Annotated in this window: 29 protein-coding genes; 16 read left to right on the top strand and 13 right to left on the bottom strand. The window is 72.0% G+C overall.

The genetic code is table 11. The features are described 5' to 3' along the window. Nucleotides 1-20 precede the first annotated feature (20 nt). Together ispF and IRX98_RS00780 are read left to right on the top strand one after the other, a co-directional pair. Complete coding sequence (gene ispF, locus IRX98_RS00775; protein WP_308044380.1) at nucleotides 21-527, top strand: 2-C-methyl-D-erythritol 2,4-cyclodiphosphate synthase; 507 nt, start codon at nucleotides 21-23, stop codon at nucleotides 525-527. Then, nucleotides 527-1,210 (top strand): IspD/TarI family cytidylyltransferase, encoded by a 684-nt coding sequence (locus IRX98_RS00780; protein ID WP_224273186.1) that lies wholly within the window; start codon nucleotides 527-529, stop codon nucleotides 1,208-1,210. Before ispF ends, IRX98_RS00780 begins: the two co-directional genes overlap by 1 nt. Here IRX98_RS00780 and IRX98_RS00785 read toward each other — a convergent pair. Then, entirely contained in the window at nucleotides 1,191-1,772 is a 582-nt protein-coding gene (locus IRX98_RS00785) for a 2-C-methyl-D-erythritol 4-phosphate cytidylyltransferase (RefSeq protein ID WP_224273188.1), read from the bottom strand. The genes IRX98_RS00780 and IRX98_RS00785 overlap by 20 nt on opposite strands. Nucleotides 1,773-1,774: 2 nt before the next feature. After that, nucleotides 1,775-2,260, bottom strand: a complete 486-nt coding sequence (locus IRX98_RS00790) for a CarD family transcriptional regulator (RefSeq protein WP_056602200.1) — start codon at nucleotides 2,258-2,260, stop codon at nucleotides 1,775-1,777. Nucleotides 2,261-2,417: 157 nt separating this feature from the next. On the opposite strand from IRX98_RS00790, the gene IRX98_RS00795 reads away from it, so the two are divergent. Genes IRX98_RS00795 through IRX98_RS00805 form a run of 3 tightly spaced genes read left to right on the top strand, consistent with a single transcriptional unit; the run spans nucleotide 2,418 to nucleotide 4,363 of the window. Continuing rightward, nucleotides 2,418-3,128 carry a UbiA prenyltransferase family protein gene (locus IRX98_RS00795; RefSeq protein ID WP_224273190.1) on the top strand — a complete coding sequence of 237 codons (711 nt, stop codon included), beginning with the start codon at nucleotides 2,418-2,420 and terminating at the stop codon, nucleotides 3,126-3,128. Between the two features lie 21 nt (nucleotides 3,129-3,149). Then, nucleotides 3,150-3,623 (top strand): hypothetical protein, encoded by a 474-nt coding sequence (locus IRX98_RS00800; RefSeq protein ID WP_224273191.1) that lies wholly within the window; start codon nucleotides 3,150-3,152, stop codon nucleotides 3,621-3,623. Further along, nucleotides 3,620-4,363, top strand: coding sequence for a phosphoglyceromutase (locus IRX98_RS00805; protein ID WP_224273192.1), 744 nt, complete (start codon nucleotides 3,620-3,622; stop codon nucleotides 4,361-4,363). The genes IRX98_RS00800 and IRX98_RS00805 overlap by 4 nt, the downstream gene beginning before the upstream one ends. 138 nt (nucleotides 4,364-4,501) lie before the next feature. Here IRX98_RS00805 and phoU read toward each other — a convergent pair whose 3' ends face one another. Next, entirely contained in the window at nucleotides 4,502-5,152 is a 651-nt protein-coding gene (gene phoU, locus IRX98_RS00810) for a phosphate signaling complex protein PhoU (protein WP_224273193.1), read from the bottom strand. A 120-nt stretch (nucleotides 5,153-5,272) separates the two neighbouring features. Here phoU and IRX98_RS00815 point away from each other — a divergent pair, with 120 nt between their 5' ends. From IRX98_RS00815 to IRX98_RS00825, 3 genes are all read left to right on the top strand, one after another. After that, nucleotides 5,273-6,529, top strand: a complete 1,257-nt coding sequence (locus IRX98_RS00815) for a sensor histidine kinase (RefSeq protein WP_224273194.1) — start codon at nucleotides 5,273-5,275, stop codon at nucleotides 6,527-6,529. Then, nucleotides 6,526-7,203 (top strand): response regulator, encoded by a 678-nt coding sequence (locus IRX98_RS00820; RefSeq protein WP_207083951.1) that lies wholly within the window; start codon nucleotides 6,526-6,528, stop codon nucleotides 7,201-7,203. Before IRX98_RS00815 ends, IRX98_RS00820 begins: the two co-directional genes overlap by 4 nt. 84 nt (nucleotides 7,204-7,287) lie before the next feature. Further along, nucleotides 7,288-8,205, top strand: coding sequence for a DMT family transporter (locus tag IRX98_RS00825; protein WP_224273195.1), 918 nt, complete (start codon nucleotides 7,288-7,290; stop codon nucleotides 8,203-8,205). 3 nt (nucleotides 8,206-8,208) lie between these two features. Here the strand turns inward: IRX98_RS00825 and IRX98_RS00830 are convergent, their stop codons facing one another. The 4 genes from IRX98_RS00830 to IRX98_RS00845 form a co-directional block, all read right to left on the bottom strand. Next, nucleotides 8,209-8,706, bottom strand: a complete 498-nt coding sequence (locus IRX98_RS00830) for a type III secretion system chaperone family protein (protein ID WP_224273196.1) — start codon at nucleotides 8,704-8,706, stop codon at nucleotides 8,209-8,211. Continuing rightward, nucleotides 8,703-9,959 carry a D-inositol-3-phosphate glycosyltransferase gene (gene mshA, locus IRX98_RS00835; RefSeq protein ID WP_224273197.1) on the bottom strand — a complete coding sequence of 419 codons (1,257 nt, stop codon included), beginning with the start codon at nucleotides 9,957-9,959 and terminating at the stop codon, nucleotides 8,703-8,705. The genes IRX98_RS00830 and mshA overlap by 4 nt, the downstream gene beginning before the upstream one ends. Nucleotides 9,960-10,056: 97 nt before the next feature. Further along, nucleotides 10,057-10,422, bottom strand: coding sequence for a hypothetical protein (locus IRX98_RS00840; protein ID WP_224273198.1), 366 nt, complete (start codon nucleotides 10,420-10,422; stop codon nucleotides 10,057-10,059). A 38-nt stretch (nucleotides 10,423-10,460) separates the two neighbouring features. Further along, complete coding sequence (locus IRX98_RS00845) at nucleotides 10,461-11,336, bottom strand: ribonuclease HI family protein (RefSeq protein ID WP_224273199.1); 876 nt, start codon at nucleotides 11,334-11,336, stop codon at nucleotides 10,461-10,463. 42 nt (nucleotides 11,337-11,378) lie between these two features. On the opposite strand from IRX98_RS00845, the gene IRX98_RS00850 reads away from it, so the two are divergent. Further along, nucleotides 11,379-12,137 (top strand): SDR family NAD(P)-dependent oxidoreductase, encoded by a 759-nt coding sequence (locus IRX98_RS00850; RefSeq protein ID WP_224273200.1) that lies wholly within the window; start codon nucleotides 11,379-11,381, stop codon nucleotides 12,135-12,137. Between the two features lie 17 nt (nucleotides 12,138-12,154). Then, on the top strand, nucleotides 12,155-12,844 hold the full coding sequence (locus IRX98_RS00855; protein ID WP_224273201.1) for an aspartate/glutamate racemase family protein: 690 nt from the start codon (nucleotides 12,155-12,157) through the stop codon (nucleotides 12,842-12,844). Between the two features lie 6 nt (nucleotides 12,845-12,850). Here IRX98_RS00855 and IRX98_RS00860 read toward each other — a convergent pair whose 3' ends face one another. After that, on the bottom strand, nucleotides 12,851-13,693 hold the full coding sequence (locus tag IRX98_RS00860; RefSeq protein ID WP_224273202.1) for a hypothetical protein: 843 nt from the start codon (nucleotides 13,691-13,693) through the stop codon (nucleotides 12,851-12,853). Between the two features lie 305 nt (nucleotides 13,694-13,998). Here IRX98_RS00860 and IRX98_RS22930 point away from each other — a divergent pair, with 305 nt between their 5' ends. Genes IRX98_RS22930 through IRX98_RS22935 form a run of 3 tightly spaced genes read left to right on the top strand, consistent with a single transcriptional unit; the run spans nucleotide 13,999 to nucleotide 15,388 of the window. After that, nucleotides 13,999-14,346 carry an MFS transporter gene (locus IRX98_RS22930; protein ID WP_268928604.1) on the top strand — a complete coding sequence of 116 codons (348 nt, stop codon included), beginning with the start codon at nucleotides 13,999-14,001 and terminating at the stop codon, nucleotides 14,344-14,346. Further along, a complete protein-coding gene (locus IRX98_RS00865; protein WP_308044381.1) occupies nucleotides 14,280-15,263 on the top strand; it encodes an MFS transporter in 984 nt (327 codons plus the stop codon). The genes IRX98_RS22930 and IRX98_RS00865 overlap by 67 nt, the downstream gene beginning before the upstream one ends. Continuing rightward, nucleotides 15,260-15,388 (top strand): MFS transporter small subunit, encoded by a 129-nt coding sequence (locus IRX98_RS22935; RefSeq protein ID WP_268928586.1) that lies wholly within the window; start codon nucleotides 15,260-15,262, stop codon nucleotides 15,386-15,388. Before IRX98_RS00865 ends, IRX98_RS22935 begins: the two co-directional genes overlap by 4 nt. Here IRX98_RS22935 and IRX98_RS00870 read toward each other — a convergent pair. Together IRX98_RS00870 and IRX98_RS00875 are read right to left on the bottom strand one after the other, a co-directional pair. Beyond that, nucleotides 15,378-16,628 carry a class I SAM-dependent methyltransferase gene (locus IRX98_RS00870; protein WP_224273203.1) on the bottom strand — a complete coding sequence of 417 codons (1,251 nt, stop codon included), beginning with the start codon at nucleotides 16,626-16,628 and terminating at the stop codon, nucleotides 15,378-15,380. The two genes, IRX98_RS22935 and IRX98_RS00870, sit on opposite strands and share 11 nt — an antisense overlap. 103 nt (nucleotides 16,629-16,731) lie before the next feature. Continuing rightward, complete coding sequence (locus IRX98_RS00875) at nucleotides 16,732-17,616, bottom strand: NUDIX hydrolase (RefSeq protein WP_224273204.1); 885 nt, start codon at nucleotides 17,614-17,616, stop codon at nucleotides 16,732-16,734. Nucleotides 17,617-17,646: 30 nt separating this feature from the next. Between IRX98_RS00875 and IRX98_RS00880 the strand changes: the two genes are divergently transcribed. Beyond that, nucleotides 17,647-18,699 carry an acyltransferase family protein gene (locus IRX98_RS00880; protein ID WP_224273205.1) on the top strand — a complete coding sequence of 351 codons (1,053 nt, stop codon included), beginning with the start codon at nucleotides 17,647-17,649 and terminating at the stop codon, nucleotides 18,697-18,699. Here the strand turns inward: IRX98_RS00880 and IRX98_RS00885 are convergent. After that, nucleotides 18,691-19,482, bottom strand: a complete 792-nt coding sequence (locus IRX98_RS00885) for a lysophospholipid acyltransferase family protein (protein WP_224273206.1) — start codon at nucleotides 19,480-19,482, stop codon at nucleotides 18,691-18,693. The genes IRX98_RS00880 and IRX98_RS00885 overlap by 9 nt on opposite strands. Nucleotides 19,483-19,546: 64 nt before the next feature. Then, a complete protein-coding gene (locus IRX98_RS00890; RefSeq protein WP_224273207.1) occupies nucleotides 19,547-20,794 on the bottom strand; it encodes a geranylgeranyl reductase family protein in 1,248 nt (415 codons plus the stop codon). Nucleotides 20,795-20,902: 108 nt separating this feature from the next. On the opposite strand from IRX98_RS00890, the gene IRX98_RS00895 reads away from it, so the two are divergent. Together IRX98_RS00895 and IRX98_RS00900 are read left to right on the top strand one after the other, a co-directional pair. After that, a complete protein-coding gene (locus tag IRX98_RS00895; RefSeq protein WP_224273208.1) occupies nucleotides 20,903-21,496 on the top strand; it encodes a TlpA family protein disulfide reductase in 594 nt (197 codons plus the stop codon). A gap of 15 nt (nucleotides 21,497-21,511) precedes the next feature. Then, the gene (locus IRX98_RS00900; RefSeq protein WP_224273209.1) at nucleotides 21,512-22,285 is read left to right on the top strand and encodes a cytochrome c biogenesis CcdA family protein; all 774 of its coding nucleotides are present in this window, start codon (nucleotides 21,512-21,514) and stop codon (nucleotides 22,283-22,285) included. A 133-nt stretch (nucleotides 22,286-22,418) separates the two neighbouring features. Here IRX98_RS00900 and IRX98_RS00905 read toward each other — a convergent pair whose 3' ends face one another. Further along, complete coding sequence (locus IRX98_RS00905) at nucleotides 22,419-26,264, bottom strand: DNA-directed RNA polymerase subunit beta' (RefSeq protein ID WP_224273210.1); 3,846 nt, start codon at nucleotides 26,262-26,264, stop codon at nucleotides 22,419-22,421. Nucleotides 26,265-26,321 lie beyond the last annotated feature (57 nt).

Below are 26,321 nucleotides of genomic sequence, written 5' to 3' on the forward strand. Positions count from 1 at the left end.
CCGCAGGGCATGATGCCGACGTGAGCACCCCCACCACTGGTCCCACCGGCATCCGCGTCGGCATCGGCACCGACGTGCACCGCCTCGTCGAGGGAGTCCCGATGCACCTCGGCGGGTTGTCCTGGCCCGACGAGCCGGCCGGGCTCGAGGGCCACTCAGACGCCGACGTCGCGGCCCACGCCGCCTGCGACGCCCTCTTCTCCGCCGCCGGGATCGGGGACCTCGGCACCCACTTCGGCACCGCTGAGCCCGAGTGGGCGGGGGCGTCGGGGGCGACGCTGCTCGCCGAGACGGCCCGCCGCGTGCGCGCCGCGGGGTGGCAGGTGTCCAACGTCTCGGTGCAGGTCATCGGCAACGTCCCGCGCCTGGGCCCGCGGCGCGACGAGGCCGCCGCCGCGCTGACGGCCGCCGTCGGCGCCCCGGTCAGCATCTCGGCGACCACGACCGACGGCCTGGGCCTGACCGGACGCGGCGAGGGCGTGGCCGCCATCGCCACCGCGCTCGTCACCGCCCCGGTCGACGGCTGATGCCCACCGCCGTCGTCATCCTGGCCGCCGGCTCCGGGAGCCGGGTCGGGGCCGAGGTCAACAAGGTGCTGCTGCCGCTGCGCGACGTCCCCGTCCTGGTCTGGTCGGTGCGCGACGCGCTCGCGCTGCCCGACGTACGCCGTCTCGTGCTCGTCGTGCGCCCCGAGGACCGCTCGGCCGTCGCGGAGGCGGTCGCGCCCCACCTCGGCGACCGCGAGGTGGTCGTCGTCGACGGCGGTGCCACCCGCCACGCCTCGGAGTGGGCGGCCCTGCAGGTCCTGGCCGACGACATCGTTGCCGGCGAGGTGGACGTCGTAGCGATCCACGACGGCGCGCGCCCGCTCGCCGGCACCGAGCTGTGGCAGGCCGTGATCGGTGCCGCCCGCGAGGTCGGCGGGGCGATCCCGGTGGTCCCGGCGACCCAACTGCTCCACGCCGACCTGAGCGCCGTCACCGAGGAGGTCGGTGGGGTGCAGACCCCGCAGGCCTTCCGGGCCGACGACGTCCTGGCGGCCTACGCCGCGGCGGCCGCGGGTGGCTTCGAGGGCACCGACACCGCGGCCTGCGTGCGGGCCCATCGGGACGTGGCCGTCGCGGCCGTGCCCGGCAGCCCGCTCAACCTCAAGGTCACCTTCCCCGAGGACGTGGCCCTCGCGGTCGAGCTCAGCCCTGCGCGGACGTGAGGGCGCCGAGGAGGCGTACGTCCTCGAGCGAGGCCACGCGTCGCGCCTGCGGCGGCGCGGTCAGGGTCTCCACGGGGTGACCCGCGGCCGCGAGGTCCGCCACCGCTCGGGCCAGGTCAGCGGCCGGACGGCGGAGCAGGCCGGCGACGACGCCGGCCGGGACCACCAGGGGCGCGGCGACCGCGAGGAGCGAGTCACGGTCGAGCGTGTCGCCCACGAGACCTTCGTCGACCACCTTGACCGTGTCGGTCACCGGGCGTACGCCGACGACCGGGCGCCCCGTGGCCCGGGCGTGCTCCAGGCAGGAGGCGATGAAGTCGGGGGGCGTCATCGGGCACAGCGCGTCGTGCAGCACGAGGTCCTCACCCGACTCCGCGATCGCGGCCCAGTCGATGCTGGCGTCGACGAGGTCGACCCCCGACTCCCCCAGCGCCCACGCGGCGCAGGCGACGAGCGACTCCCCGTGGATCAGGGCGTACGGCAGCGAGCCGCGCTCCTCGTCCAGAACGAGACCGAGGCCCCGGGGAGCGTCGTCCCAGGGGCCTCGGTCTGCGTGGTCCACGCTCAGGAGGCGAGCACCTCGTCGAGCATGGCCTCTGCCTTGTCCTCGTTGGTCTTCTCCGCGAGCGCGAGCTCGGAGACCAGGATCTGCCGGGCCTTGGCCAGCATCCGCTTCTCGCCGGCCGAGAGCCCACGGTCACGCTCACGGCGCCACAGGTCACGCACGACCTCCGACACCTTCATCACGTCACCGGAGTGCAGCTTCTCGAGGTTCGCCTTGTAGCGGCGCGACCAGTTGGTCGGCTCCTCGACGTGGGCTGCCCGCAGCACGTCGAAGACGCGGTCGAGGCCCTCCTTGTCGACGACGTCGCGGACGCCGACGAGGTCGAGGTTGCAGGCCGGCACGCGAACGACCAGGTCCTGCTGTGCGACGATCCTGAGGACGAGGTACTGCCGGTCCTCTCCCTTGATCGTCCGCATCTCGATGTCCTCGATGACCGCGGCCCCGTGATTGGGATAGACGACCGTTTCGCCAACGGTGAAAGTCATATGTTCAGTTCCCCTTCCTAGGTGAACATTCTAACACGGGTCCGACCGGCTCCCGGACAGCGTTTCCGCAGGTCAGAGGCCACTTCGGGGCTTGACAGATCGGCAGTCCCTGTGGTGCGGGGCGCCTCCGCGGGAGGCCTGGGCCATACTTCGGCGCATGCTCGGTGACCTCTCGGCGCGGCCGGCGCTGCTGCTCGTGCGCGCGGCGCACCCCCGCCAGGCCGCGGCCACCGCCGTCGCGCTGGCGTCCGCCGCGGCCGTGGCCGGACGCCCGCTGCGCGAGGTCGGCCTCGTCGCTGCGACCGTGCTCGTCGGGCAGTGCCTGCTGGGGTGGGCGGACGACCTCACCGACCGCCGCAGCGACGAGCGCCACCGCCCCACCAAGCCCCTCGCCCGTGGCGTGCTCGACCCCGGCACGGTGTGGTTCGCCCTGACCTGTGCGGTGCTCCTCGTGGTGCCCCTCGCGGTGGCCCACGGCCGCCGCGCGGCAGCGGCGTACCTCTCCCTGCTCGCTGTCTCCGCCGTCGGTGACCGTCTCCTGCACGGGCGGGTGCTGTCGTTCGTGCCGTGGGTCGTCAGCTTCGCGCTCTACCCCGCGTTCCTGGCGTACGGCGGGTGGAACGGCGTGGGTGCCACGACGCCCCCCACGCCGGCCGTGGTCGCGCTCGCCGCGGCCCTCGGGCTCGGGGTCCACGTGCTGCTCGCGCTGCCCGGCCTGGTGGCCGACCACGAGGCGGGCGAACGGTCCCTCCCGATGGTGCTCGCACTGCGTCTGGGCACCCCCCGGCTGCTGCTGCTCGCGGGCCTCTTCACGGCCGCGGTCGTGGTCGGCATCCTGATCTCAGGGCGGACCGTCGGACTGACCTGAGCCGACGCTAGGCTGTGCGCCATGCAGCTCCGACCCCTCGCGATCGCCGCGGCAGTTCTCGCACTCGCCGCTCCGCTGTCCTCCTGCGGCTTCGACTACGCCACCGAGCGTGACTACACACCCGGCAGCGGTGCCAACAACCGCGAGGGCGTGGTCGACGTCCTGTCGGCCGTCGTGGTCTCGGGAGCCGAGGGCTCCGGCACCTTCGTGGCGTCGCTGTCGAACAACGACATCGAGGAGGAGCAGACCTTCACCGGTCTCTCCGCCAGTGACGGCGCCACCGTGGAGGCGGCGGAGTTCGAGCCCGTCACCATCGCGCCGGGCGGCCTGGTCAACCTCGCCGAGCCGCCGGCCGAGATCGTCCTGACCGGCGAGTTCGGTGCCGGCGACGTCGTCCCGCTGGCGATCGACTTCGGCAGCGGCGAGCGCGTCATGCTCAACGTCCCCGTCGTGACCGACGACTCCGGCTACTGGGAAGGCTTGGACGCCTCATGACCTACACCCTGGTCCTGCTCCGCCACGGCGAGAGCGACTGGAACGCCAAGAACCTCTTCACCGGCTGGGTCGACGTCGACCTGACCGAGAAGGGCCGCGGCGAGGCGGTCCGCGGCGGAGTGCTGATGAAGGACGCCGGGCTGCTCCCCGACGTCGTGCACACCTCGCTGCAGCGTCGCGCGATCACGACCGCGAGCCTGTCCCTCGACGCCGCCGACCGCCACTGGATCCCGGTCAAGCGGTCGTGGCGCCTCAACGAGCGCCACTACGGCGCGCTGCAGGGCAAGGACAAGAAGCAGACGCTCGAGCAGTACGGCGAGGAGCAGTTCATGCTCTGGCGCCGCTCGTTCGACACCCCGCCGCCGCCGATCGCCGACGACGACGAGTTCTCGCAGGCGGGCGACCCCCGCTATGCCGACCTCGGCGACGAGATGCCCCGCACCGAGTGCCTCAAGGACGTCATCGCGCGGTTCCTCCCCTACTGGGACGGCGAGATCGTGCCCGACCTCCGGGCTGGCAAGACCGTCCTGGTCGCCGCGCACGGCAACAGCCTGCGGGCCCTGGTCAAGCACCTCGACGGCGTCTCCGACGAGGACATCGCCGGGCTCAACATCCCCACCGGCATGCCGCTGGTCTACCGCCTCGACGAGGACCTGCGTCCCACCGTCGCCGGCGGCGAGTACCTCGACCCCGAGGCAGCGGCGGCCGCTGCCGCAGCCGTCGCCAACCAGGGTCGCTGAGCAGTCCGGACCGACGAAGTCGGTCCGGACGTGGGCTCAGCGAGATTGAGCAAGCCCCGCGGCTGAGGAACGAAGCCGCGACGGGCGCGTCGAAATCCGGGCAGCAGGGCGGGTGCCTCGACCCAGGGGCGGCGTACGTCAGTCGCGCTCGGGCCGCTCGCCGGTGACGACGAAGACCACGCGGTTGGCCACCGACACCGAGTGGTCGGCGATGCGCTCGTAGTAGCGCCCGAGCAGGGCGATGTCGACCGCGGCCTCGACGCCGTGCGTCCAGTCGGTCGAGAGCAGCTCGGTGAAGCTGCGGCGACGCAGCTGGTCCATCACCTCGTCGTCGCGACCGAGCTCGATCGCGGCGTCGACGTCACGGTCCACGATGACCCCGCGGACCCGGCGCACCATGTCCTCGGCGGTCTCGGCCATGCGCTCCATCGTCGGGCGCAGCTCCTCGGGCACGGCCACCGACGGCACCCGCAGCCGGGCGATCTTGGCGACGTGGACCGAGAGGTCGCCCATCCGCTCGAGCTCGCTGACCATCCGCAACGCGGAGACGATCATCCGCAGGTCGCCGGCGACGGGTTGCTGGAGCGACAGCAGCGCGAAGGCGGTGTCGTCGACCCGCTCGCGGGCGTCGTCGATCGCCTTGTCGTTGCTGATCACCTGGTCGGCGGTGTGGATGTCACCGGTCATCAGGGCCCGGGTGGCCTCGCGGACCGCGACCTCCACCTGCCCGCAGATGTCGGAGAGGTCGGCGAAGATGCCGTCGAGCTGGTCATGGAAAGCCTCACGCATGCCCCCCACCCTAGGCAGCCAAAGCGAACAGCCGTGCGTGGTCGATGAACGGCGCGTGAACACTCGGCGCCCGGCGTCCAGCCGGTCAGGGCACCCCGGCCGGATGCGTACGATGTGAGCGTGGATCCGACGATGCAGGCTGGTCTGGCCGCGCTGATCGGGGCCATCGTGGCGGGCGGCGCGATGCTCGCCTGGCACATCAGCGACCGGCAGCGCCACACGCTGCCGCAGGTCGAGGAGCCCGTCGTGCAGGCGGGAGTCGCCGCCGTGCTCAGCATCCTGCGCTCGAGCGCGGTCGTCGTCGACGAGTCCGACCACGTCCTCAAGGCCTCCGCGCCGGCGTACGCCTTCGGGCTGGTGCGCGGCAACAGCGTCGTGGTGCCCGAGCTGCTCGACATCGTCTCGCAGGTGCGCCGCGACGGGCAGATCCGCGAGAGCGACATCGACATGCCCGCGGCCGACGGCGGCTTCAACCGCACCCTGACGGCGCGCGTCGCGCCCCTGGGCGCCCGGCTCGTGCTGGCGCTCGTCGAGGACCGCACGCGTGAGAAGCGGGTCGAGGCGGTGCGGCGCGACTTCGTCGCCAACGTCAGCCACGAGCTCAAGACCCCCGTGGGCGCGATCCGGCTGCTCGCCGAGGCCGTGACGGACGCCTCCGACGACCCCGAGGCGGTGCAGCGCTTCGCCAACCGGATGTTGACCGAGAGCGACCGGCTCTCCAAGCTCGTCCAGCAGATCATCGAGCTCTCCCGCCTCCAGGGGCACGACCCCCTCGAGACCCCGGTGATGGTCGACCTCGACGCCGCCGTGGCCACCGCCGTCGACACCAGCGCCATGGAGGCCGCGGCGAAGGAGATCGTCGTGGAGTCGCGCGGCGAGCACGGCCTGCAGGTCTACGGCTCGCAGGAGCAGATCGGCGCCGCCATCAGCAACCTGGTCGCCAACGCCGTCGCCTACTCCAACGCCGGCTCGCGCGTCGTCGTCACCACCCGCTCCGAGGGTGCGCAGGTGCACATCTCGGTCGTCGACCAGGGCATCGGCATCCCGGCCGAGGACATCGACCGCATCTTCGAGCGGTTCTACCGCGTCGACCCCGCCCGTCACCGCTCCACCGGCGGCACCGGGCTCGGCCTGTCGATCGTCAAGCACGTCGCTGCCACCCACGGCGGCGACATCTCGGTGTGGTCGGTGCAGGGTCAGGGCTCGACCTTCACGCTCACGCTGCCCCGCAACGCCGAGCCGACTCCCGGCACCGGGTCCGGCACCACACCGGTCGAGGTCGTCGCGCCCGCGCAGACCGCGGCACCCGAGCTCGTCAGCACGCCTGACGCCTCCCACTCCACCAGCACCACCCACCGAAGGGACCACCCCGCATGACCCGGGTACTCGTCGTCGAGGACGAAGAGAGCTACAGCGACGCCCTCGCCTACATGCTCCGCAAGGAGGGCTACGAGGTGGCCATCGCCGCCGACGGCAACACCGCCCTGACGGAGTTCGACCGCTTCGGGCCCGACATCGTGCTGCTCGACCTGATGCTGCCCGGGGTTCCGGGCACCGAGGTGTGCCGCCAGATCCGGCAGTCGTCGTCGGTCCCGGTGATCATGGTCAGCGCCAAGGACGACGAGGTCGACAAGGTCGTCGGGCTCGAGCTCGGCGCGGACGACTACGTCACCAAGCCCTACTCCCCCCGCGAGCTCGTCGCCCGGATCCGGGCGGTGCTGCGGCGCGGCCAGGAGCCCGAGCTCATGCCCGACACCCTCGAGGCCGGGCCGGTGCGCATGGACGTCGAGCGCCACGTCGTCACCGTCGACGGCACCGAGCAGCGCCTGCCGCTCAAGGAGTTCGAGCTGCTGGAGATGTTCCTGCGCAACCCGGGTCGGGTGCTCACCCGCGGTCAGCTCATCGACCGGGTCTGGGGCTCCGACTACGTCGGCGACACCAAGACCCTCGACGTGCACGTCAAGCGGCTCCGCGCCAAGCTCGAGCCCGACCCGGGCGAGCCGAAGTACCTCGTGACCGTGCGCGGGCTCGGCTACAAATTGGATCTCTGAGCCCGGGCGAGGTCCGGCGGGATGTCGGCGTACGACGTCCGGAATCCGCTGGCGGTCCGTCATGACCGAACCTAGCCTTGACCCGTGACCACGACGACCTCCCCCGCCTCCCCCACCACTCCCGCCACCACGGCCCCAGCGCCCTGGCTGCCGATCACGGCGGGCGCGATCACCCTGGTGATGTGGGCCTCGGCGTTCGTCGTGATCCGCCACGTGGCGCACGACGTGAGCCCCGGGGCCCTGGGCGCCGGCCGCCTGCTCGTGGCCGCACTGGTCGTCGCGCCGCTGGTGCTGCGCCGGGGCTGGGTGCGCCCGAACCGCCGCGAGTGGTCGCTGCTCGCCCTGGGCGGTGTCGGCTGGTTCGGTGTCTACAACCTGGCGCTCAACGCCGGTGAGCGCTACGTCGACGCCGGCACCGCGGCGATGATCATCCAGGTCGGGCCGGTGATCGTCGCGCTGCTGGCGGTGCCGCTCTTCGGCGAGCGCCTGCACGCCTGGTTGATCGCCGGGATGGTGGTGGGCTTCGCCGGGGTGGCCGTCATCGCCCGGGGGTCCTCCACGGACGCCGACGCCAGCCTGCTGGGGGTCGCGCTGGTGGTCCTGGCCGCCGCGATGTACGCCGTCGGCGTGCTGACCCAGAAGGTCCTGCTGCGACGGCTCCCGTCGGTCCAGGTCGTCTTCGTCTCGTTCCTCACCGGCGCGCTGATCTGCCTGCCCTTCTCCGGCGACCTCCCGGGCATCGTCGCCGACGGCGGCGCGGAGCTGTGGTGGATCGTCTACCTCGGCGTCCTGCCGACCGCGGTGGCCTTCACGACGTGGGCGTACGCCCTCACCCACACCGACGCAGGAGCGCTGTCGCTGACCACGTTCCTCGTCCCGGGGATCGCCACCCTGATCGCCTGGCTCACGATCGACGAGGTGCCGCCGTCGCTGACCTTCCTCGGTGGCGCGCTGGCGATCGTCGGCGTGCTCATGACCCGGCGGAGGCCGAGGCAGGGCTGAGGCTCAGGCCTCGAGCCAGCCGCGGAAGGCCTCGAGGTTGCGGGTCGACTCACCCCGTGAGGTCCGCCACTCCCACTCCTTGCGGATCGAGGTGGCGAACCCGAGCTCCAGGATGGCGTTGAAGGACTCGTCGGCGTTGGCCAGCACGGAGCCGAGCACCCGGTCGAGCTCGTCGGGCTCGACCGCGGACAGCGGGAGCCGGGCCTCGAGGTAGATGTCGCCGGCGTGGTCGACGGCGAACGAGACGGCGTACATCCGCAGGTTGCGCTCGAGCAGCCAGCGGTAGACGCGGGCGTGGTTCTCGTCGGGGTTGCGGCACACGAAGGCGTGCACGCCGAGCGCGTGGGCACCGACGTCGAGCCGGACGGGCGTCTGGAGCTTCTTCTCGCCCGGCAGGGTGAGCGAGAAGCTCGCGCCCTCCACGCCCTCACGGGCGCGCTCCTCGTGCTCGATCTCGTTGTCGGCGAGATAGGCCCGGACGACGTCGACGGCAGTGGTCATGACGCCATCTCAGCACGCATGCGGCTGCCGGCCCGCTCGTAGGCGAGCAGGGTCCGCTCGGCGGTGTGCTCCCAGGAGAACTCCTGGGCGTGGGCGACCGCCCCGCGACCGAGGCGCTCGACCAGGTCCGGGTCGTCGATCAGCCGTCGCAGGCTCGCCGCCCAGTCGCGCGGCTCGTGGGTGTCGACCAGCAGGCCGCTGATGCCGTCGCGCACGACGGTGGTGAGGCCGCCGACCGCGGCCGCCACCACGGGCGTCCCGGTGGCCTGCGCCTCGACAGCCACGAGGCCGAACGACTCGTTGTACGACGGCACGGCGACAGCCGTGGCGGCCGAGGACCACACCGCCAGCTCGCGCTGGGTGACCGGCGGGACGAAGCGGACCACGTCGGAGATCCCCAGGTCGGCGGCCAGGTCGGCGAGGGCCGTGGGGTGCTCGAGACCGGAGCCCGACGGTCCGCCCACGACGGGCACGACGAGCCGGTGCCGCAGCGACGGGTCCCGCTCGAGCAGCACCCCGACGGCGCGCAGCAGCACGTCGGGTGCCTTCAGCGGCTGGATGCGTCCGGCGAAGAGCAGCACGACGGCGTCGGCCGGGAGCCCGAGCTCGCGGCGCGCCCGGGCGCGGCCACGCGGGACGAAGACGGAGAGGTCCACGCCGGGGTGGATGACCTCGACGGCGTCGGGGCTGGCGTCGTACAGGTCCACCAGCTGTCGCGCCTCGGTGTCGGTGTTGGCCACGAGGAGGTCCGCGGCCTCGACCACCTGCTCCTCCCCGATGACCCGCGAGAGCGGCTCGGGGCTGTCGCCGGCGGCCAGCGCGGTGTTCTTCACCTTGGCCATGGTGTGCATGGAGTGCACGAGCGGCACGTTCCACCGGTCGCGGGCGAGCGCGCCCACCTGGCCGGAGAGCCAGTAGTGGGAGTGCACCGCGTCGTAGTGGCCGAGCGGCTGCATCGCCTCGGTGCGCAGCACCTCGCGGGCGAAGGTGCACAGCTGGCCGGGCAGCTCGCCCTTGGTGAGGCCCTCGAAGGGGCCGGCGGCGACGTGGCGCACCAGGACGCCGTCGGCGGCCTCCACGACCTGCGGCAGGGAGGAGGAGGTGGCGCGGGTGAAGACGTCGACGTCGATGCCCTGGGCGGCCAGGCGCCGCGACAGCTCGATGACGTAGACGTTCATCCCGCCCGCGTCGCCGGTGCCCGGCTGGTCCAGCGGTGAGGTGTGGAGGCTGATCATCGCCACGCGCTCGCCCACGCTGTCTCCTTCGTCGGGGTCTGGTTCGGGGGCCCACTCAGGGCACCTCCGGCACAACCACGTCGGGCCCCCGGGGATTCCCGGGGTGATCGGTGCCTCAGCGGGAGTGGGCGCCACCCGACGTACGCCCGCTGCCGCGGCGCCGCACCAGCGCGATGCCGCCGAGCAGCGCGGCCACGATCCCCCAGCCGCCGTCGTACCACGCACTGTCCGGTGGTCGGAACGCCTCGACGACCGACAGCGCGAGCAGGGCGCTCGCCAGGCCCACCAGGACCCGCATCCCCACCGCGTCGCTCTTCACGAGCCCGGAGCCGAAGAGTCCGGCGGCGGCCAGCACGCACGCCAGGCCGAGGAAGTGGAGGACGGCGGCGAACGGGTCGCTGCCGCCGCCGATCAGCGCGTGGAGGATCCAGAGGAGTCCCCCGGCCAGTGCGAGGGGTGCGGCGAGCTTCGCTGGGGCCATCCGGGGAGTGTGCCAGAACGCGGGTGGCCGCTCGCCGCTCACGGCTCGTCGGTCCCCTGGTGGAAGCGCTGCCGCCAGGTGCCTCCGTCGCGCACCCACAGCGAGCTGCGCAGGGTCGAGCGACCGTCCGCGAAGGCGCGCCACAGCAGCAGGATCGCGTCCGGGCCGATGCGGTCGACGGAGACCACCTCGAGCGCGACCGGGGCGATCGGGCCGATCTCGTCGAGGAAGTCCTCGCGGGTCCACAGGCGGCCCGAGCGACCGACCTCGCGCCACTCGGGGTGCAGCAGCGCAGCGACCGCGGCGCGGTCCGCGCGCACGTCGTCGGTGAGCAGGTCGCGCTCCATGGCGACGACGTGCTCCTCCTCGGTGGGGGCCGCGTCCTCGAGGTCGGAGAAGAGGTCGGGCTCCTCCTCGACCTGGCCGACCGCGGCGGCCGGGTGCGAGGTGCTGCTGCCGGCGAAGCCCGGGCCGGGGTCGGGCTCGGCGCCGCGCTGGTGGGCGGTGGCGGCGGCGTTGGCCCGCTTGTCCGCGGCCTCGTTGAGCGGGTGGCCGGCATGGCCCTTGACCCACTCGAACTGCACCCGGCGGCCCTGCATCGCCTCGTCGAGCGCCTTCATCAGCTCGACGTTCATCACGGGCTTGCCGTCGCTCTTCTTCCAGCCCTTGCGCTTCCAGTTCTTCATCCACTTGGTGATCGAGTCGATGACGTACTTGCTGTCGCAGTAGACGAGCAGCGGCTCGTCGAGGTGCGCGGTCTGCTGGAGGAGGTCGAGCACCGCCATCAGCTCGCCCATGTTGTTGGTGCCGTGGGGCCAGCCGCCGGAGGCCCAGCAGCCGTCGTCGACGTACCACGCCCACCCGGCGGGGCCGGGGTTGCCGAGTGCCGAACCGTCTGCCGCCGCGATGATCACGCCGATATCTTGGCAGCACAGGATCTTGGCAGGATGGGCGGCATGAGCGATGACAGCACCCCTCAGCCCCGCACCGCCGTCGTCACCGGCGCCTCGAGCGGCATCGGCGCAGCCACCGCCCGCGCCCTCGCCGCGCAGGGCTTCCGGGTCGTCTGCGCGGCGCGACGCACCGATCGGATCGAGGCGCTGGCCGCGGAGATCGGAGGCGAGGCGATCACCTGCGACATCACCGACGCCGCCTCCGTCGAGGCGCTGGCCGCTGCCGTGCCGGTGTGCCACGTGCTGGTCAACAACGCCGGCGGGGCCGTGGGTGTCGACCGGGTGGACGAGGCCGACCTCGACGCCTGGCGCTGGATGTACGACGTCAACGTCCTCGGCCTGGTGCGCGTCACGCAGGCGCTGCTGCCCGCCCTGCGTGCGAGCGGGGACGCGGTCGTCGTCAACGTCGGCTCCACCGCCGGGCGCTGGGCGTACGAGGGCGGTGGTGGCTACACCGCTGCGAAGCACGGCGTGAAGGTCGTGACCGAGACGCTGCGCCTCGAGCTCAACGGCGAGCCGATCCGGGTGTGCGAGGTCGCGCCCGGGATGGTGCAGACCGACGAGTTCTCGCTCAAGCGCTTCGGCGGCGACCAGGCCAGGGCGGACGCGGTCTACGCCGGGGTCGACCAGCCGCTGCTCGCCGAGGACGTCGCCGACGCCATCGCCTGGGTCGCCACCCGTCCGTCCCACGTCGACATCGACGAGCTGGTGATCAAGCCGCGCGCCCAAGCAGCGGCACACAAGGTGCACCGGTCCGAGTAGATGGCAGACTTCCGCGCGTGAAGACCATCGGACTCGTCGGCGGCATGAGCTGGGAGAGCAGCGCGGTCTACTACCGCGACCTCAACCTCGGGATGCGGGACCGACTGGGCGGGCTCTCCTCGCCGAAGCTCGTGCTCACCACCGTCGACTTCGCCGAGGTGACCCACCTCGAGGACGACGAACGCTGGGACCAGGTCGGCACGCTGCTGGCCGACGCCGCGCGCGCGGTCGAGCGCGGTGGCGCCGACTTCCTCCTCCTGTGCACCACGACCTTCCACAAGGTCGCTGAGCAGGTCGAGGAGGCCGTCGACATCCCCGTGCTGCACCTCGCCGACGTGGTCGCGGCCGCGGTCCGCGCCGCCGGCATCGAGACCGTCGGGCTCATCGGCACGAAGGTCGCGATGCAGGAGTCCTTCTTCGTCGACCGGCTCGCCGGTCACGGCCTGTCCGTGGTCGTGCCCGACGCCGCCCACCACGACTTCCTCAACGACGCCATCTACGAGGAGCTCGTGCACGGTGTCGTCCTGCCCCGCACCCGGGCCCGCGTCGTGTCGATCATCGAGGAGCTGTGGGACGCCGGCGCCGGTGGCGTGCTGCTCGGCTGCACCGAGCTCGAGCTCCTGGTCAAGCAGGCGGACGTCGAGCTCCCGGTCTTCCCCTGCACGACCCTGCACGTGCAGGCCGCGCTGGACGCCGCGCTGGCCTGAGGTCCCTCAACCAGCGGTGACGGGCAGCCCGCGGGCGGTCGCGAGCCAGCGCAAGGCCGTCCACGCCGGTGAGCGCAGGTCGGTGACGCCGGCCGCGACTGGGAGCGGGACCCGCAGCACCTGCGAGGCCGCACCCTCGGTGCTCAGCAGCAGCTCGCGTCCTGCGAGCGCGACGCCCTCGCCCTGGTCCTGGGGCGGCAGGTCCCACGACGCGACGGGCTGCCACGACGGGTACGCCGCGAGGTGGGCACTGCCGTAGGTCCGCATGACCACGCCGCCACCGCCGGGGAGGAACGTCGCGTCGGTGACGATGCCCGGCGCCCGGCCGACCTCGACGAGGCGGTTGGGCCGGTCGGACCGCAGCCGCAGCGGAGCGGCGTACGCCGTGCCGGAGAAGACGCCCTTGGTGACCACGAGGAGCCGGCCGGTCAGCGGGTGGGCCAGGAGCGCCTCGGCGTCCTGCGCGCCGTCGGGGTAGACCAGCTCGTAGGCCTCCGGGACCACGGTCGCGTCCTCGCGACCGACCGGCACACGCAGCACCTGCACCGAGTCGCGGGCGCGGCGGTTGTCGCCGATGTCGCCCACCCAGACGTGGCCGGCACCGGCCGGCGCCAGCGCCTCGACGTCCTCGGGCGCCGGGGACCAGGACGTGGTGCCCACCGTGTCGCCGGTCGCGGGATCGACGGCGAAGACCCGCCCGCTGTCGCCGGAGTCGTTGGTGGTGACGACGAGCCCGTCCGCCACCATGAGGCCGCTCGACTCGACGATGTCGGGATCGCGGAGGACGAAGGCCTCGTCCCGTTCGGCAGCGCTGCCGCTGGCGGCACCCACCAGGAACGGGAGTGCCACGAGGCACGCCAGCCCCAGTCGACGCGCCTCCACCACACCCCCACCGTAGCCGGGACCCCTCGCCGCGACCGCTCGTCGTGCCCGGACGACCCGCTCGTCGTCACGCCCCTACGGGTAGGTGACATCTCAACCACCTCTCCGTACCGTGGCTGGTCACTCTCGGGAAGGGGAGTTCCACGTCGGTCCTCGACAAGAAGGCGATCGTCGCGCACCCGGGCTACAGCCGCTGGCTGATCCCGCCGGCCGCGCTCGCGGTCCACCTCTCCATCGGGCAGGTCTACGCGTTCTCGGTCTTCAAGAACTCGCTGGTCGCCTCGTTCGACACCAGCCTCACCGCGATCGGCTGGGTGTTCTCGATCTCGATCGTGATGCTCGGGCTGTCGGCCGCGCTGCTCGGCACCTGGGTGGAGCGCTCCGGCCCGCGCAAGGCGATGCTCGTCGCCGCCCTGTGCTGGGGCACCGGCTTCGTCGTCGGCTCGGCCGGCATCGCGAGCGGACAGCTCTGGCTGCTCTACCTCGGCTACGGCGTGATCGGCGGCATCGGCCTGGGCATCGGCTACATCTCGCCGGTGTCCACGCTGATCAAGTGGTTCCCCGACCGTCCCGGCCTCGCGACCGGCATGGCGATCAGGGCTTCGGCGGCGGCGCGCTGATCGCCTCCCCGCTGTCCAACCGCCTGATGAGCCTCTACGACCCCGGCTTCGTGGCCACCGAGCCGGGTGCGGTCGCCTCCGGGTCGGCGCTCGCGCAGACCTTCCTGACCCTCGGCATCGTCTACACCGCGTTCATGCTCGTCGGCGCCGCGCTCGTCCGCGTCCCCCCGGGCCACGGCGACGACAGCACCGCCGAGCACTCGCCCGGCACCAACGGCGCCCTGGTGCGCGCCTCGTCGGCGATCCGCACCCCCCAGTTCTGGTTCCTGTGGGTCGTGCTCTTCTGCAACGTCACCGCCGGCATCGGCATCCTCGAGCAGGCCGCCCCGATGATCCAGGACTTCTTCCGCGACGCCGAGGGCAGCACCGTCACCGCGGCCGCGGCCGGCGGCTTCGTCGGCGTGCTGTCGCTGGCCAACATGCTGGGGCGCTTCGTCTGGTCGAGCCTGTCGGACCGCATCGGTCGCAAGCCGACGTACGTCATGTACCTCGGCGTCGGCCTCGTCCTCTACCTGCTGCTCGCGCTGTTCGGCAGCGTCTCGCCGCTGGTCTTCGTCGCCCTCGCGGCCGTGATCATCTCCTACTACGGCGGCGGGTTCGCGACGGTGCCGGCCTACCTCAAGGACCTCTTCGGCACCCTCGAGGTGGGCGCCATCCACGGCCGCCTGCTGACGGCGTGGGCCGCGGCCGGCGTCGCCGGCCCGCTCATCGTGAACGGCATCCTCGACCGGATCGGCGAGCCCGGCAACCTGGTCGCCTCGGACTACCGCCCGGCGCTGCTGACCATGGTGGGCGTGCTGGCGGTCGGCTTCATCGCCAACCTGATGATCCGCCCGGTCGCTGAGTCCCACTTCGACACCGACGCCCACGCCGCGCACGACGAGCGCGTCGCCGACCGCCAGGAGGCCAACCGATGAGCACCTCGCAGAGCTCCCCCACCAGCCCCGTCCTCGTCGCGCTGGCGTGGCTCCTGGTCGGCGTCCCGCTGGCCTACGGGCTGTGGCAGACGCTGGTGCGCGCCTCGGCGCTCTTCACCGGCTGAGGCCACCGCCGAGCAGCTCGCCGAGCCGGGGACGTACGCCCCACGCGGCGAGCAGCTCGTCGTACTCCTCGACCGCGCCTGCGCCGCGGGCGCCGGTGCGCACCGCGCGGAGCAGGGTGTTGCGCGGGGTGTGGGCGCTCTCGACGAACTCCACCACGTCGACGCGGTAGCCCTCGCGGCGCAGCAGCGAGGCCCGCAGGGCGTCGGTGAGGGTGTCGGCGAAGCGCTCGCGGAGGATGCCGTGGCGGGTGAGCATCGCGTAGGGCGCGGGCGCCTCCGCGGTCCGCAGCTGGCTGGCGATGTCGTGGTGGCAGCACGGCGCCGCAAGCACCAGGGAGGCTTCCCAGTCCACCGCCCGGGCCAGCGCGTCGTCGGTGGCGGTGTCGCAGGCGTGCAGCGCCAGCACGACGTCGGGTGCCTGCTCCAGTCGCGCCTCGCCGATCGAGCCCACCACGAAGTCGGCCTCGATCCCGAGCCCGGCGGCCACCTGGGTGTTGTGGTCGGCCGACTGCTGCTTCACGTCGACGCCGGTCATCCGCACCGGCAGGCCGCGGCCGCCCTCGGCGACCGGGGCGGTGAGGAACCGGTGGGCGGCGAAGGTGAGGTAGGCGTTGCCGCAGCCGAGGTCGACGATGCGCAGCGGGTCGTCCAGCGTCGGCGTGCGCACGTGCCCCTGCTCCAGCGCCTCGCCGAGGCTGGCGTCGAGCAGGCGCACGAACTCCTCGACCTGGCGGTACTTCGCCTGTCGCGTCGGCTTCACCCGGCCCTGTGCGTCGCTGATCCCGAGGGCCACGAGGACGGGGTCGTCCTCCGCGAGCAGCCGGTCCTTGGCCCGGTCGTGGTCGCGCGAGACCTCGACCGCCTCGCGGCGCGCCGCCGTGTGGAGCAGCGGCGCGCCCTTCTTCGTCACGCGGAGCTGGTGGGTGGCGTCGACGGTGTCGACGTGCCAGTTGGCGAACGGCTCGGCCAGCAGCGCGTCGACGACGGCCCGGGCGTCCTCACCGAGCGCGTGGTTGGTGGTGTGCGCCTGCGTCGCGTCGTACGCCGTCACCTGCAGGCGGCGACCCGCCTTGAGGTCCACGACGCGGACCTCCACGCGGCGCACCTCACGCCCCTGCACCACTGGTGCAGGCCCGCCCTTGCGGCGGCCGCTGGCCAGGGCGCGCACCAGCGAGTCGGCGTCGAGCACGGTCGCCCGCAGGCGGTCCCACTCGGGTGACGCGGCCTGCCGGTCGCTCACAGGACCGCGGCGAGGACGACGATGAGGATGAGGGCCCCCAGCGCCACCGGGATGACGAGTCGGCGGTGGCGTGGGTTCATGGCCCCATCCTAGGTCCGCGGCGTCAGGCCAGGCGCAGCGCGTGCGTCACCACGTCGAGCACCGGCACCCGGCCGGACTCGACGTCCGCGCGGTCGACCCAGGCGACCTCGTCGGTCGTGCCGTCGACCTCCATGACGCGCGGCTCGCCGTCCCCGACCGTGGCGGTGAAGAGCAGGTGGATGCCGTGGTAGTCCTCGATCCGCCCGGACGGGGCGTGCCCGGAGAAGTGGGTGTCGTGCACGCCGAGCAGGTCACCGACCTCGCAGGCCAGGCCGCACTCCTCCTCGACCTCGCGCGCCAGCGCCACCGCCGGTCGCTCGCCGTGGTCGACGCCGCCGCCCGGGAGGGTCCACAGCCCGGGGTGCGCGGCCCGCGCCGACAGCCGGGTCAGCAGCACGTCGCGACCGCGCAGCACCACGGCGTACGCCGCGACCCGCTGCAGCCGGTGCGGCTGGTGGTCGACGAGAGCGTCGGTCACCTGCGCGGCCACCGGCACCGCACCCGACGCGACGTCCTCGACCCGGTGCCATGCGGCCTCGACGGTGGAGCCGTCCACCTCGACGACCCGCGGCGCCGGGGCGTCCGTGCGCACCCAGGCGTCGTAGACGATGCGGATCGCGTGGGCGTCCACGAGCAGGCCGTCACGGGCCGCGCGGGGCATGTGGACGCTGTAGACGCGGGCGGTTTCGCCGACGGTGGCGTCGAGCCCGGTCTCCTCCTGGATCTCGCGCAGCAGGGCCGCCCGGGGGTCCTCGCCGTGGTCGACGCCGCCGCCGGGCAGGGTCCACATCTCGGTGCGCGACACCTTGGGCGCGAGCCGGCTGAGCAGGATCTCGACCGCACCGGCGCGCTCGCGGAGGATGACGGCGTACGCCGCCACCCGCTGTCGCCTCGGCAGGGATGCCATGGGTCCAACCTAGTGAAGTAGCGTGTGCGGGTGGCTCCCCCGTCCCGTGATCCGTGGCTCGACAACGTCAAGATGGTGCTCGTCACCCTCGTCGTCGTGGGGCACGCGATCGGCCTCGTGGAGGAGAGCGCGGGCAGCCACTGGGTCTACGACTTCATCTACCTCTGGCACATCCCGGCCTTCGTCTTCGTCAGCGGCTACCTCTCCAAGTCCTTCGAGTGGGACCGCCGTCGGCTCAAGAGCCTCGTCTACACCCTCGCGATCCCCTACCTCCTCTTCGAGCCGGCGCTGTTCTACTACCGCCGCGAGGTGGCCGGCGAGGGCGTCGAGTACCCGCTGTGGCTGATCCCGCACTGGACGATGTGGTACCTCATCGTCCTGCTCATGTGGCGGCTGATCACCCCGATCCTCAAGCGGCACTGGCTCTTCCTGCCGCTGTCGGTGGTCGTCAGCCTGCTCGGCGGGCTGTGGAACGACGACACCCTGATGATCCCGCGCTTCCTGGGCCTGCTGCCGTTCTTCGTGCTGGGCCTCCACCTCAAGCCGCGCCACCTGCACCGCCTCGACGACGTGTGGGTGCGGGTCGCGGCGGTGCCGACCCTGATCGGCATCGGCGTCATGGCCGTCTACACCGACATCTGGTCCGACACCGCGCTGCTCTGGTACGACACCGGCTACGCCGAGATCCCGATCGACAACGAGATCGTCTTCCAGACCCGGCTGACGGTGATGATGGTGGGGCTGCTCGGCACGTTCGCTGCGATATCACTCATACCCCGTCGCTCGCTCGGGTGGTTCACCACGATGGGCACCGCGTCGTTGGTGATCTACCTCTTCCACGGCTTCGTGATCAAGACGTTCCTTGCCCTCGGGTGGCCCGACTTCACCGCCGCCAACCCCGCCCTCGGACTCGTCGTGACGATGGTCGGCGCGGTCGGCCTCTCACTCCTGCTGGCCAGCCCGCCCGTGCGCCGGGTGCTGGAGCCGCTCACCAACCCGGCCGGGACCCTGGAGAAGCGCCTCTCCCGCCGCCGCGACGAGCCGACAACCCGCCAGGACTCCAAGCCGACACCCTCAGGATGAGGTCGGGCCCCAGGTCGGGCTGATCGCCGAGCGGGGCACCACGTCGAGGTGGGCGGCCTGCGCGCGCGTCGGAGCGTGCCCGCCGAGGTGCGCAGGGTGCCACGGAGCGTGCTCACCCGGGCGCGGCAGGTGGTGGGGTCGGCGCTGGAGCGCCTCGAGCTGGTCGGTGAGCACCGCACCGAGGTGACGGGTCCAGTCGGTGAGGTCGTCGCGCGCGCCGATCGTCAGGGGCACACCGAAGTCGACGTCGACGCGGCGTCCGCGCGCCAGGCACGGTCGCGGCTCCTTGCCCCGCTCGTCGGGCACGCCGACGGACCACACTCGCTGCGATCCCCACAGCGCGACCGGGACGACCGGGACGCCGGTCTCGCGCGCCAGGCTGGCGACGCCGCGCATGAGGGAGCGGACGGTGTAGGAGTAGGAGATCCCCGCCTCCGGGAAGGCGCAGACCGCCTCGCCCTCGCGCAGCAGCCGGCGCGCGGTGACGTACGCCCCCGCCGGTGCCTCCCGGTCGACCGGGACGTGGCGCATCCGGTCCATCGCGGCGCGCACCACCGGCAGGTGCCACACGTCGTGGCGGCACATGAAGCGGACGAAGCGCTGCCGCTCGCGCACCGCCTGGCCGATCATCAGGAAGTCGGGGTAGCTGACGTGGGTGGCGGCGAGCAGCACCGGCCCGCTCGTCGGCAGGTGCTCGACACCGGTCGCCACGGTGCGGATGCCGAACGCGCGCAGCGCAGCACCACCGAGGAGGTTGGTGGCGCGGTAGACGTGCTCGCTCATGCCCGTCGTTCGTCGCGGCACGCCGCGCGGATCGGCCGGCGCGAGCCGACCGGGACGCGCTCGCTCACGAGAACGGCGGACGCGCGTCGCGGGCGAACGACCGCTTGCCGGCCCAGCGCCACACGCGCGCGGCCCGGTCGCGGTCGGCGTCGTCGACCAGGTTGCCCATCCAGCGCAACGCCAGGGTCATCAGCCAGTCCGAGCGCATCCCGGCGGGACCGAGCGCGGCCACCACCTTGGGCTGCGTGGCGACCCCGGCCAGCCGACGCGCGATCGAGAAGGCCTCGCCGTAGTGCTCCACGAGCGTCGCGCGCCACGCCTCCCCCAGCCCGACACCGCCGGCGATGTGCTCGGCGACGAACCGGCCGGTCTCGAGGCCGTAGTCGATGCCCTCGCCGTTGAGCGGGTTGACGCAGGCTGCGGCGTCGCCGATCAGTGCCCAGTTGGGTCCCGCGACGTTGCTCACCGCACCACCCATCGGCAGCAGCGCCGAGGTCGGCGCCCGCAGCTCACCGGACAGCCCGAAGTCCGCTCCGATGGTGTCGGCGTAGGTCTGCATCAGGGGCTTGATCGCCACCTCGGCCGGTCGGCGGCTCGTGGCGAGGGTGCCGGCGCCGAGGTTCACCGTGCCGTCGCCGAGGGGGAAGATCCAGCCGTAGCCCGAGACCAGCTCGCCCTGCTCGTCGCGCAGCTCGAGGTGGGAGCTGATCCACGGGTCGTCGGACATCGCGGAGTCGACGTAGGAGCGCCCGGCCACGGCGTAGACGGTGTCGCGGTGCCACTCGCGCCCCAGCATCTTGCCGAGCGGCGAGCGCACGCCGTCGGCGACCACCAGCCACTCGCAGGCGATCTCGAAGGTGCCCTCGGCGTCGCGGAGCTCGATGGCCGCGACGCGCTCGCCGTCACGGCGTACGCCGACCGCGCGGGCGCCGTCGACGGCGAAGGCGCCGCTCTTGATGGCCACCGTGCGGAGGTGGTCGTCGAGCTCGGTGCGCGCGACGGCCGAGCCCCAGTCCGGCAGCGAGCCGCCCGGCCAGGGCAGCAGCAGCGTCTGGCCGAAGCCGTGCGCGCGCAGGCCGTGGTTGACCGTGTGGGAGCGCAGCCAGTCCTCGAGGCCGAGCTTCTGCATCTCGCCGATCGCGCGGGGCGTCAGCCCGTCGCCGCAGGTCTTGTCGCGCGGGAAGGTGGCGGCGTCCACCAGCACGACGTCGAGCCCGGCGCGCGCGGCCCACGCCGCCGCGGCCGAGCCGGAGGGGCCGGCACCGACGACGAGGACGTCGGCGGAGGTGGGACGCGAGGAGGGGGTGGTCACACCGGAATTCTCGCAGGCGGGTCACAACCTCGCGGCAGAGCCCGGCGTAAGGCTCTCGTAAGCATCGCGGGCGTCCGTGGCTGGGCCGCCGCTGTCATGCTGGAACGCATGAGACGCCTCGTGGTCGCGACCGCCGTCCCCCTCCTCCTGCTGCTCGGGGCGTGCGGCGACGACCCGGCCACGACGGCCACCTCGCCGACGACGTCCTCCGCCTCCGACGAGCCCTCTGCGGCCACCTCCGACGACGCCTCCGCGGAGCCGTCCGAAGAGCCCGCGGACGCCGGCGAGGGTGCGGCCGGCACCCCGGAGCTGCTCGACTTCACCGCCACCACCGTGGGGGGCGACCCCTTCGACGGCGCGAGCCTGGCCGGCTCGCCCACGGTCCTGTGGTTCTGGGCGCCGTGGTGCCCGACGTGCCGCAGCCAGATCCCGCAGGTGCAGGACCTCGCCCAGACCTACGGCGACCGGGTGGGCGTGGTCGGGATCGGCTCGCTCGACAGCGCGGAGGCGATCGCGGACTTCGCCGGTGACGCGGAGGGCGTGACCCACCTCGAGGACGTCGACGGGGAGCTGTGGACGCGCTTCGGGGTCGCCGAGCAGTCCTCCTTCGTCGTGCTCGATGCCGACGGCAAGGTCGTCTTCGAGGCCGGCTACGGCGGCTCGGACGACCTCGGCGCCGAGGTCGACGCCCTGCTGGGCTGAGCGGCAGACCGACCCGTGGGCGACACCCTGGCCCTCGCCGTGGCGGCGGGGATGCTCGCAGCGGTCAACCCGTGCGGCTTCGCGCTGCTGCCGGCCTACCTGTCCGTGCTGGTCCTCGGCGACGACAGCCCGGGCTCGGGCCGTGCCGTCGCCCGGGCGCTCTGGCTGACCGCCTGCATGACGATCGGGTTCGTGGCCGTCTTCGGTGTCTTCGGCCTCGTCATCTCACCGGTGGCCTCCCAGGCCCAGCAGTACCTCCCGTGGTTCACCACGGTCTTCGGCGCGCTGGTCGCGCTCGCGGGCCTCTGGCTGCTGCTCGGGCGCGAGCTGCCCCGCCTGCAGCTGACTCGTGGGGGCTCGGGCGGGAAGCCCCTGACCCGGAGCGTGCCGACCATGGTGGGCTTCGGCATGTCGTACGCCGCCGCGAGCCTCACCTGCTCGATCGCGCCGTTCCTGGCGCTCGTCGTGGCCAGCTTCCGCAGCGGCTCCACCGCCGAGGGAGCTTCGCTCTTCCTCGCCTACAGCGCCGGCATGGGGCTGCTCGTCGGGGCGGCGGCCGTGGCCGTGGCGCTCGCGCGACGCGGGCTCATCTCGGGCATCCGCCGCGGCGGGCAGTGGGTGCCCCGGGTCTCGGGCCTGCTGCTGCTCGTGGTGGGCGCCTACGTCTCCTGGTACGGCGCGTGGGAGCTGCGGGTCCTCGACGGCGGTGACCCCTCGGACCCGGTCATCGAGCTCGCCGCGCGCGTGCAGGCCACGCTCGCGGAGTGGGTCCGGGCGATCACGCCCTGATGGGTCCGCCTGTCGCGGAGGCGGCGACGTCCACCGGTCGATCTCGATACGCACAACGCCCGCCCTCGCGAGCGAGGGCGGGCGTTGGTGCTACTCGATCTGGTTCGTCACACCAGAACTGATCGCTGCGCGATCAGTTCTGGTACGAACCAAAGTCGAAGTCGTCGAGTGCGACGGCCTGCGACGACGGACCGAAGTCGTAGTCGTAGGAGTCGTAGCCGGTCACCGAGTAGGCCGCTGCACGCGCCTCCTCGGTGGGCTCCACCCGGATGTTGCGGTAGCGCTCGAGGCCGGTTCCGGCCGGGATGAGCTTTCCGATGATCACGTTCTCCTTCAGCCCACGCAGGCTGTCGGAACGACCGTTGATCGCGGCGTCGGTGAGGACCCGGGTGGTCTCCTGGAAGGAGGCCGCCGAGAGCCACGACTCCGTCGCGAGCGAGGCCTTGGTGATGCCCATGAGCACCGGGCGTCCCGAGGCCGGCTTGCCGCCCTCGGAGACCACGCGACGGTTCTCCTCCTCGAACCGCACCCGGTCGACCAGGTCGGACGGGAGCAGGTTGGTGTCGCCGGACTCGATGACCGTCACGCGGCGCAGCATCTGCCGGATGATGATCTCGATGTGCTTGTCGTGGATCGACACGCCCTGGGACCGGTAGACCTCCTGGACCTCGTCCACGAGGTGCTCCTGCGCCTTGCGGACACCCAGGATGCGCAGGACGTCCTGCGGGTCGGGCGTACCGGACGTGATGTGGTGACCCACCTCGATGTGGTCACCGTCCTCCACGTTGAGGCGCGAGCGCTTGGAGACCGGGATCTCCTGGGGCTCGGTGCCGTCGTCGGGGGTGACCACGACGACGCGAGCCTTGTCGCTCTCCTCGATCTTCACGCGACCCGCGGACTCCGAGATCGGCGTACGACCCTTGGGCGAGCGGGCCTCGAAGAGCTCGACCACACGGGGCAGACCCTGCGTGATGTCGTCCGCGGAGGCCACACCACCGGTGTGGAACGTACGCATCGTCAGCTGCGTGCCGGGCTCACCGATGGACTGGGCGGCGATGATGCCGACCGCCTCACCGATGTCGACCAGCTGGCCGGTGGCCAGCGAGCGGCCGTAGCACTTGGCGCAGGTGCCGGTGCGGGCGTCGCAGGTCAGGACCGAGCGGACCTTGACCTCGGTGACGCCGGCGGCCACGAGCTCGCCGATCTTGACGTCGCCCAGGTCCTCACCGGCGGCGGCGAGGACCTCGCCGGTCTCCGGGTGGGTGATCTCGACGGCAGAGGCCCGGGCGTAGGCCGAGGTCTCCACGTGCTCGTCGTCGATGCGCTTGGGCAGGCCACGCTCGGTGCCGCAGTCGTCCTCACGGATGATGACGTCCTGCGACACATCCACCAGACGACGGGTCAGGTAACCCGAGTCGGCGGTGCGGAGCGCGGTGTCGGCCAGGCCCTTGCGGGCACCGTGGGTCGAGATGAAGTACTCGAGCACCGAGAGGCCCTCGCGGAAGTTGGCCTTGATCGGGCGCGGGATGATCTCGCCCTTCGGGTTGGCCACCAGACCACGCATGGCCGCGACCTGCCGGATCTGGTTCATGTTTCCGGAGGCACCCGAGTCGACCATCATGTAGATCGGGTTCTTGCGGTCGAAGTTGGACTCCATCGCACGACCGACCTCGGCAGCAGCCTGGGTCCACAGCTCGATGAGCTCCTGACGACGCTCGTCGTCGGTCATCACACCGCGCTCGTAGTTCTTCTGGACCTTCTCGGCCTGGGCCTCGTAGCGGCCGAGGATCTCGACCTTGCTGTCGGGCGTGGTGACGTCGTCGATCGAGACGGTCACACCCGAGCGCGTGGCCCAGTGGAAGCCGGCGTCCTTGAGGGCGTCGAGCGAGGCAGCGACCTGGACCTTGGTGTAGCGCTCGGCCAGGTCGTTGACGATCGCGCCGAGGCGCTTCTTGCCGACCTCCTCGTTGACGAAGGGGTAGTCGGCCGGCAGCGTGTCGTTGAAGTGCACGCGGCCCAGCGTCGTGTCGAGCAGGACCGCGGTCCGCTCCTCCCAGTCGGCACCCATCTCGAGGTCGAGCGGGGGGACGATGTCGGAGAGGCGGATCTTGATCTTGCTCTGCAGGCCGATCTCGCCACGGTCGTAGGCCATGATCGCCTCGGACGGCGTGGAGAAGATGCGGCCCTCGCCGACCTCCCCGTCACGGTCCGCGGTGAGCCAGAACAGGCCGATGATCATGTCCTGCGAGGGCATGGTCACCGGACGGCCGTCCGAGGGCTTCAGGATGTTGTTGGTCGACAGCATCAGGATGCGGGCCTCGGCCTGCGCCTCCGCGGACAGCGGGAGGTGCACGGCCATCTGGTCACCGTCGAAGTCGGCGTTGAACGCGCCGCACACGAGCGGGTGGATCTGGATGGCCTTGCCCTCGATCAGCTGCGGCTCGAAGGCCTGGATGCCGAGGCGGTGCAGGGTGGGCGCACGGTTGAGCAGCACGGGGTGCTCGGTGATGACCTCTTCGAGGACGTCCCACACGACCGGGCGCGCACGCTCGACCATCCGCTTGGCGGACTTGATGTTCTGCGCGTGCGACAGGTCGACGAGGCGCTTCATCACGAACGGCTTGAACAGCTCGAGCGCCATCTGCTTGGGCAGGCCGCACTGGTGGAGCTTGAGCTGCGGGCCCGAGACGATGACCGAACGACCCGAGTAGTCGACGCGCTTGCCGAGCAGGTTCTGGCGGAAGCGACCCTGCTTGCCCTTGAGCATGTCGGACAGCGACTTCAGCGGCCGGTTGCCCGGGCCGGTGACGGGACGACCGCGACGGCCGTTGTCGAAGAGGCTGTCGACGGCCTCCTGCAGCATCCGCTTCTCGTTGTTCACGATGATCTCGGGGGCACCGAGGTCGAGGAGACGCTTGAGGCGGTTGTTGCGGTTGATGACGCGGCGGTAGAGGTCGTTCAGGTCGGAGGTGGCGAAGCGGCCACCGTCGAGCTGGACCATCGGACGCAGGTCCGGCGGGATCACCGGGACGGCGTCGAGCACCATGCCGATGGGCTGGTTGCCGGTCTTGCGGAAGGCGTCGACGACCTTGAGGCGCTTGAGGGCGCGGACCTTGCGCTGGCCCTTGCCGTTGGCGATCGTGTCGCGCAGCGACTCGACCTCGGCCTCGATGTCGAAGTCCTGGAGGCGCTTCTGGATCGCCGTGGCGCCCATGTGGCCCTCGAAGTACTTGCCGAACCAGTTCTTCATCTCGCGGTAGAGCAGCTCGTCGCCGAGCAGGTCCTGGACCTTGAGGTTCTTGAACGTGTCCCAGACCTCCTCGAGACGCGCGATCTCACGGTTGGCGCGGTCACGGAGCTGGTTCATCTCGCGGTCGGCACCGTCGCGCACCTTGCGCTTGGCGTCGGCCTTGGCACCCTCGGCCTCGAGGGTGGCGAGGTCCTCCTCGAGCTTCTTGGCGCGGTCGTCCACGGACGTGTCGCGACGCTTCTCGAGGCGCTCGCGCTCGAGCCCGACCTTGTTCTCGAGGGACTCCGAGTCGCGGTGACGCGCCTCCTCGTCGACCGAGGTGATCATGTAGGCGGCGAAGTAGATGACCTTCTCGAGGTCCTTCGGCGCCAGGTCGAGCAGGTAGCCCAGGCGCGACGGGACGCCCTTGAAGTACCAGATGTGGGTCACGGGCGCGGCGAGCTCGATGTGGCCCATGCGCTCGCGGCGGACCTTCGAGCGGGTGACCTCGACGCCACAGCGCTCGCAGATGATGCCCTTGAAGCGCACGCGCTTGTACTTGCCGCAGTAGCACTCCCAGTCCCGGGTGGGACCGAAGATCTTCTCGCAGAAGAGGCCGTCACGCTCGGGCTTGAGCGTGCGGTAGTTGATGGTCTCAGGCTTCTTGACCTCGCCGTGGCTCCACGTGCGGATCTCGTCCGCGGTGGCCAGGCCGATCTGAAGCTGGTCGAAGAAGTTAACGTCAAGCACTTGGCTGTGAGTCCTTCGTTAGTACGTGGGAAAGCTGAGCTGTGGACTGAGGGGCGG

It is taken from the genome of Nocardioides lacusdianchii (assembly GCF_020102855.1).
Lineage (GTDB): Bacteria > Actinomycetota > Actinomycetes > Propionibacteriales > Nocardioidaceae > Nocardioides > Nocardioides lacusdianchii.

What these genes read in the sequence shown, in the direction of transcription:
- IRX98_RS00805 (WP_224273192.1), top strand. Translation starts at nt 3,620, where the DNA reads ATGACCTACACCCTGGTCCTGCTCCGCCACGGCGAGAGCGACTGGAAC.
- IRX98_RS00820 (WP_207083951.1), top strand. Translation starts at nt 6,526, where the DNA reads ATGACCCGGGTACTCGTCGTCGAGGACGAAGAGAGCTACAGCGACGCC.
- IRX98_RS00780 (WP_224273186.1), top strand. Translation starts at nt 527, where the DNA reads ATGCCCACCGCCGTCGTCATCCTGGCCGCCGGCTCCGGGAGCCGGGTC.
- IRX98_RS00830 (WP_224273196.1), bottom strand. Translation starts at nt 8,706, where the DNA reads ATGACCACTGCCGTCGACGTCGTCCGGGCCTATCTCGCCGACAACGAG.
- IRX98_RS00800 (WP_224273191.1), top strand. Translation starts at nt 3,150, where the DNA reads ATGCAGCTCCGACCCCTCGCGATCGCCGCGGCAGTTCTCGCACTCGCC.
- IRX98_RS00885 (WP_224273206.1), bottom strand. Translation starts at nt 19,482, where the DNA reads ATGAGCGAGCACGTCTACCGCGCCACCAACCTCCTCGGTGGTGCTGCG.
- phoU (WP_224273193.1), bottom strand. Translation starts at nt 5,152, where the DNA reads ATGCGTGAGGCTTTCCATGACCAGCTCGACGGCATCTTCGCCGACCTC.
- IRX98_RS00790 (WP_056602200.1), bottom strand. Translation starts at nt 2,260, where the DNA reads ATGACTTTCACCGTTGGCGAAACGGTCGTCTATCCCAATCACGGGGCC.
- IRX98_RS00840 (WP_224273198.1), bottom strand. Translation starts at nt 10,422, where the DNA reads ATGGCCCCAGCGAAGCTCGCCGCACCCCTCGCACTGGCCGGGGGACTC.
- IRX98_RS00795 (WP_224273190.1), top strand. Translation starts at nt 2,418, where the DNA reads ATGCTCGGTGACCTCTCGGCGCGGCCGGCGCTGCTGCTCGTGCGCGCG.
- IRX98_RS00850 (WP_224273200.1), top strand. Translation starts at nt 11,379, where the DNA reads ATGAGCGATGACAGCACCCCTCAGCCCCGCACCGCCGTCGTCACCGGC.
- IRX98_RS00875 (WP_224273204.1), bottom strand. Translation starts at nt 17,616, where the DNA reads ATGGCATCCCTGCCGAGGCGACAGCGGGTGGCGGCGTACGCCGTCATC.
- IRX98_RS22935 (WP_268928586.1), top strand. Translation starts at nt 15,260, where the DNA reads ATGAGCACCTCGCAGAGCTCCCCCACCAGCCCCGTCCTCGTCGCGCTG.
- IRX98_RS00895 (WP_224273208.1), top strand. Translation starts at nt 20,903, where the DNA reads ATGAGACGCCTCGTGGTCGCGACCGCCGTCCCCCTCCTCCTGCTGCTC.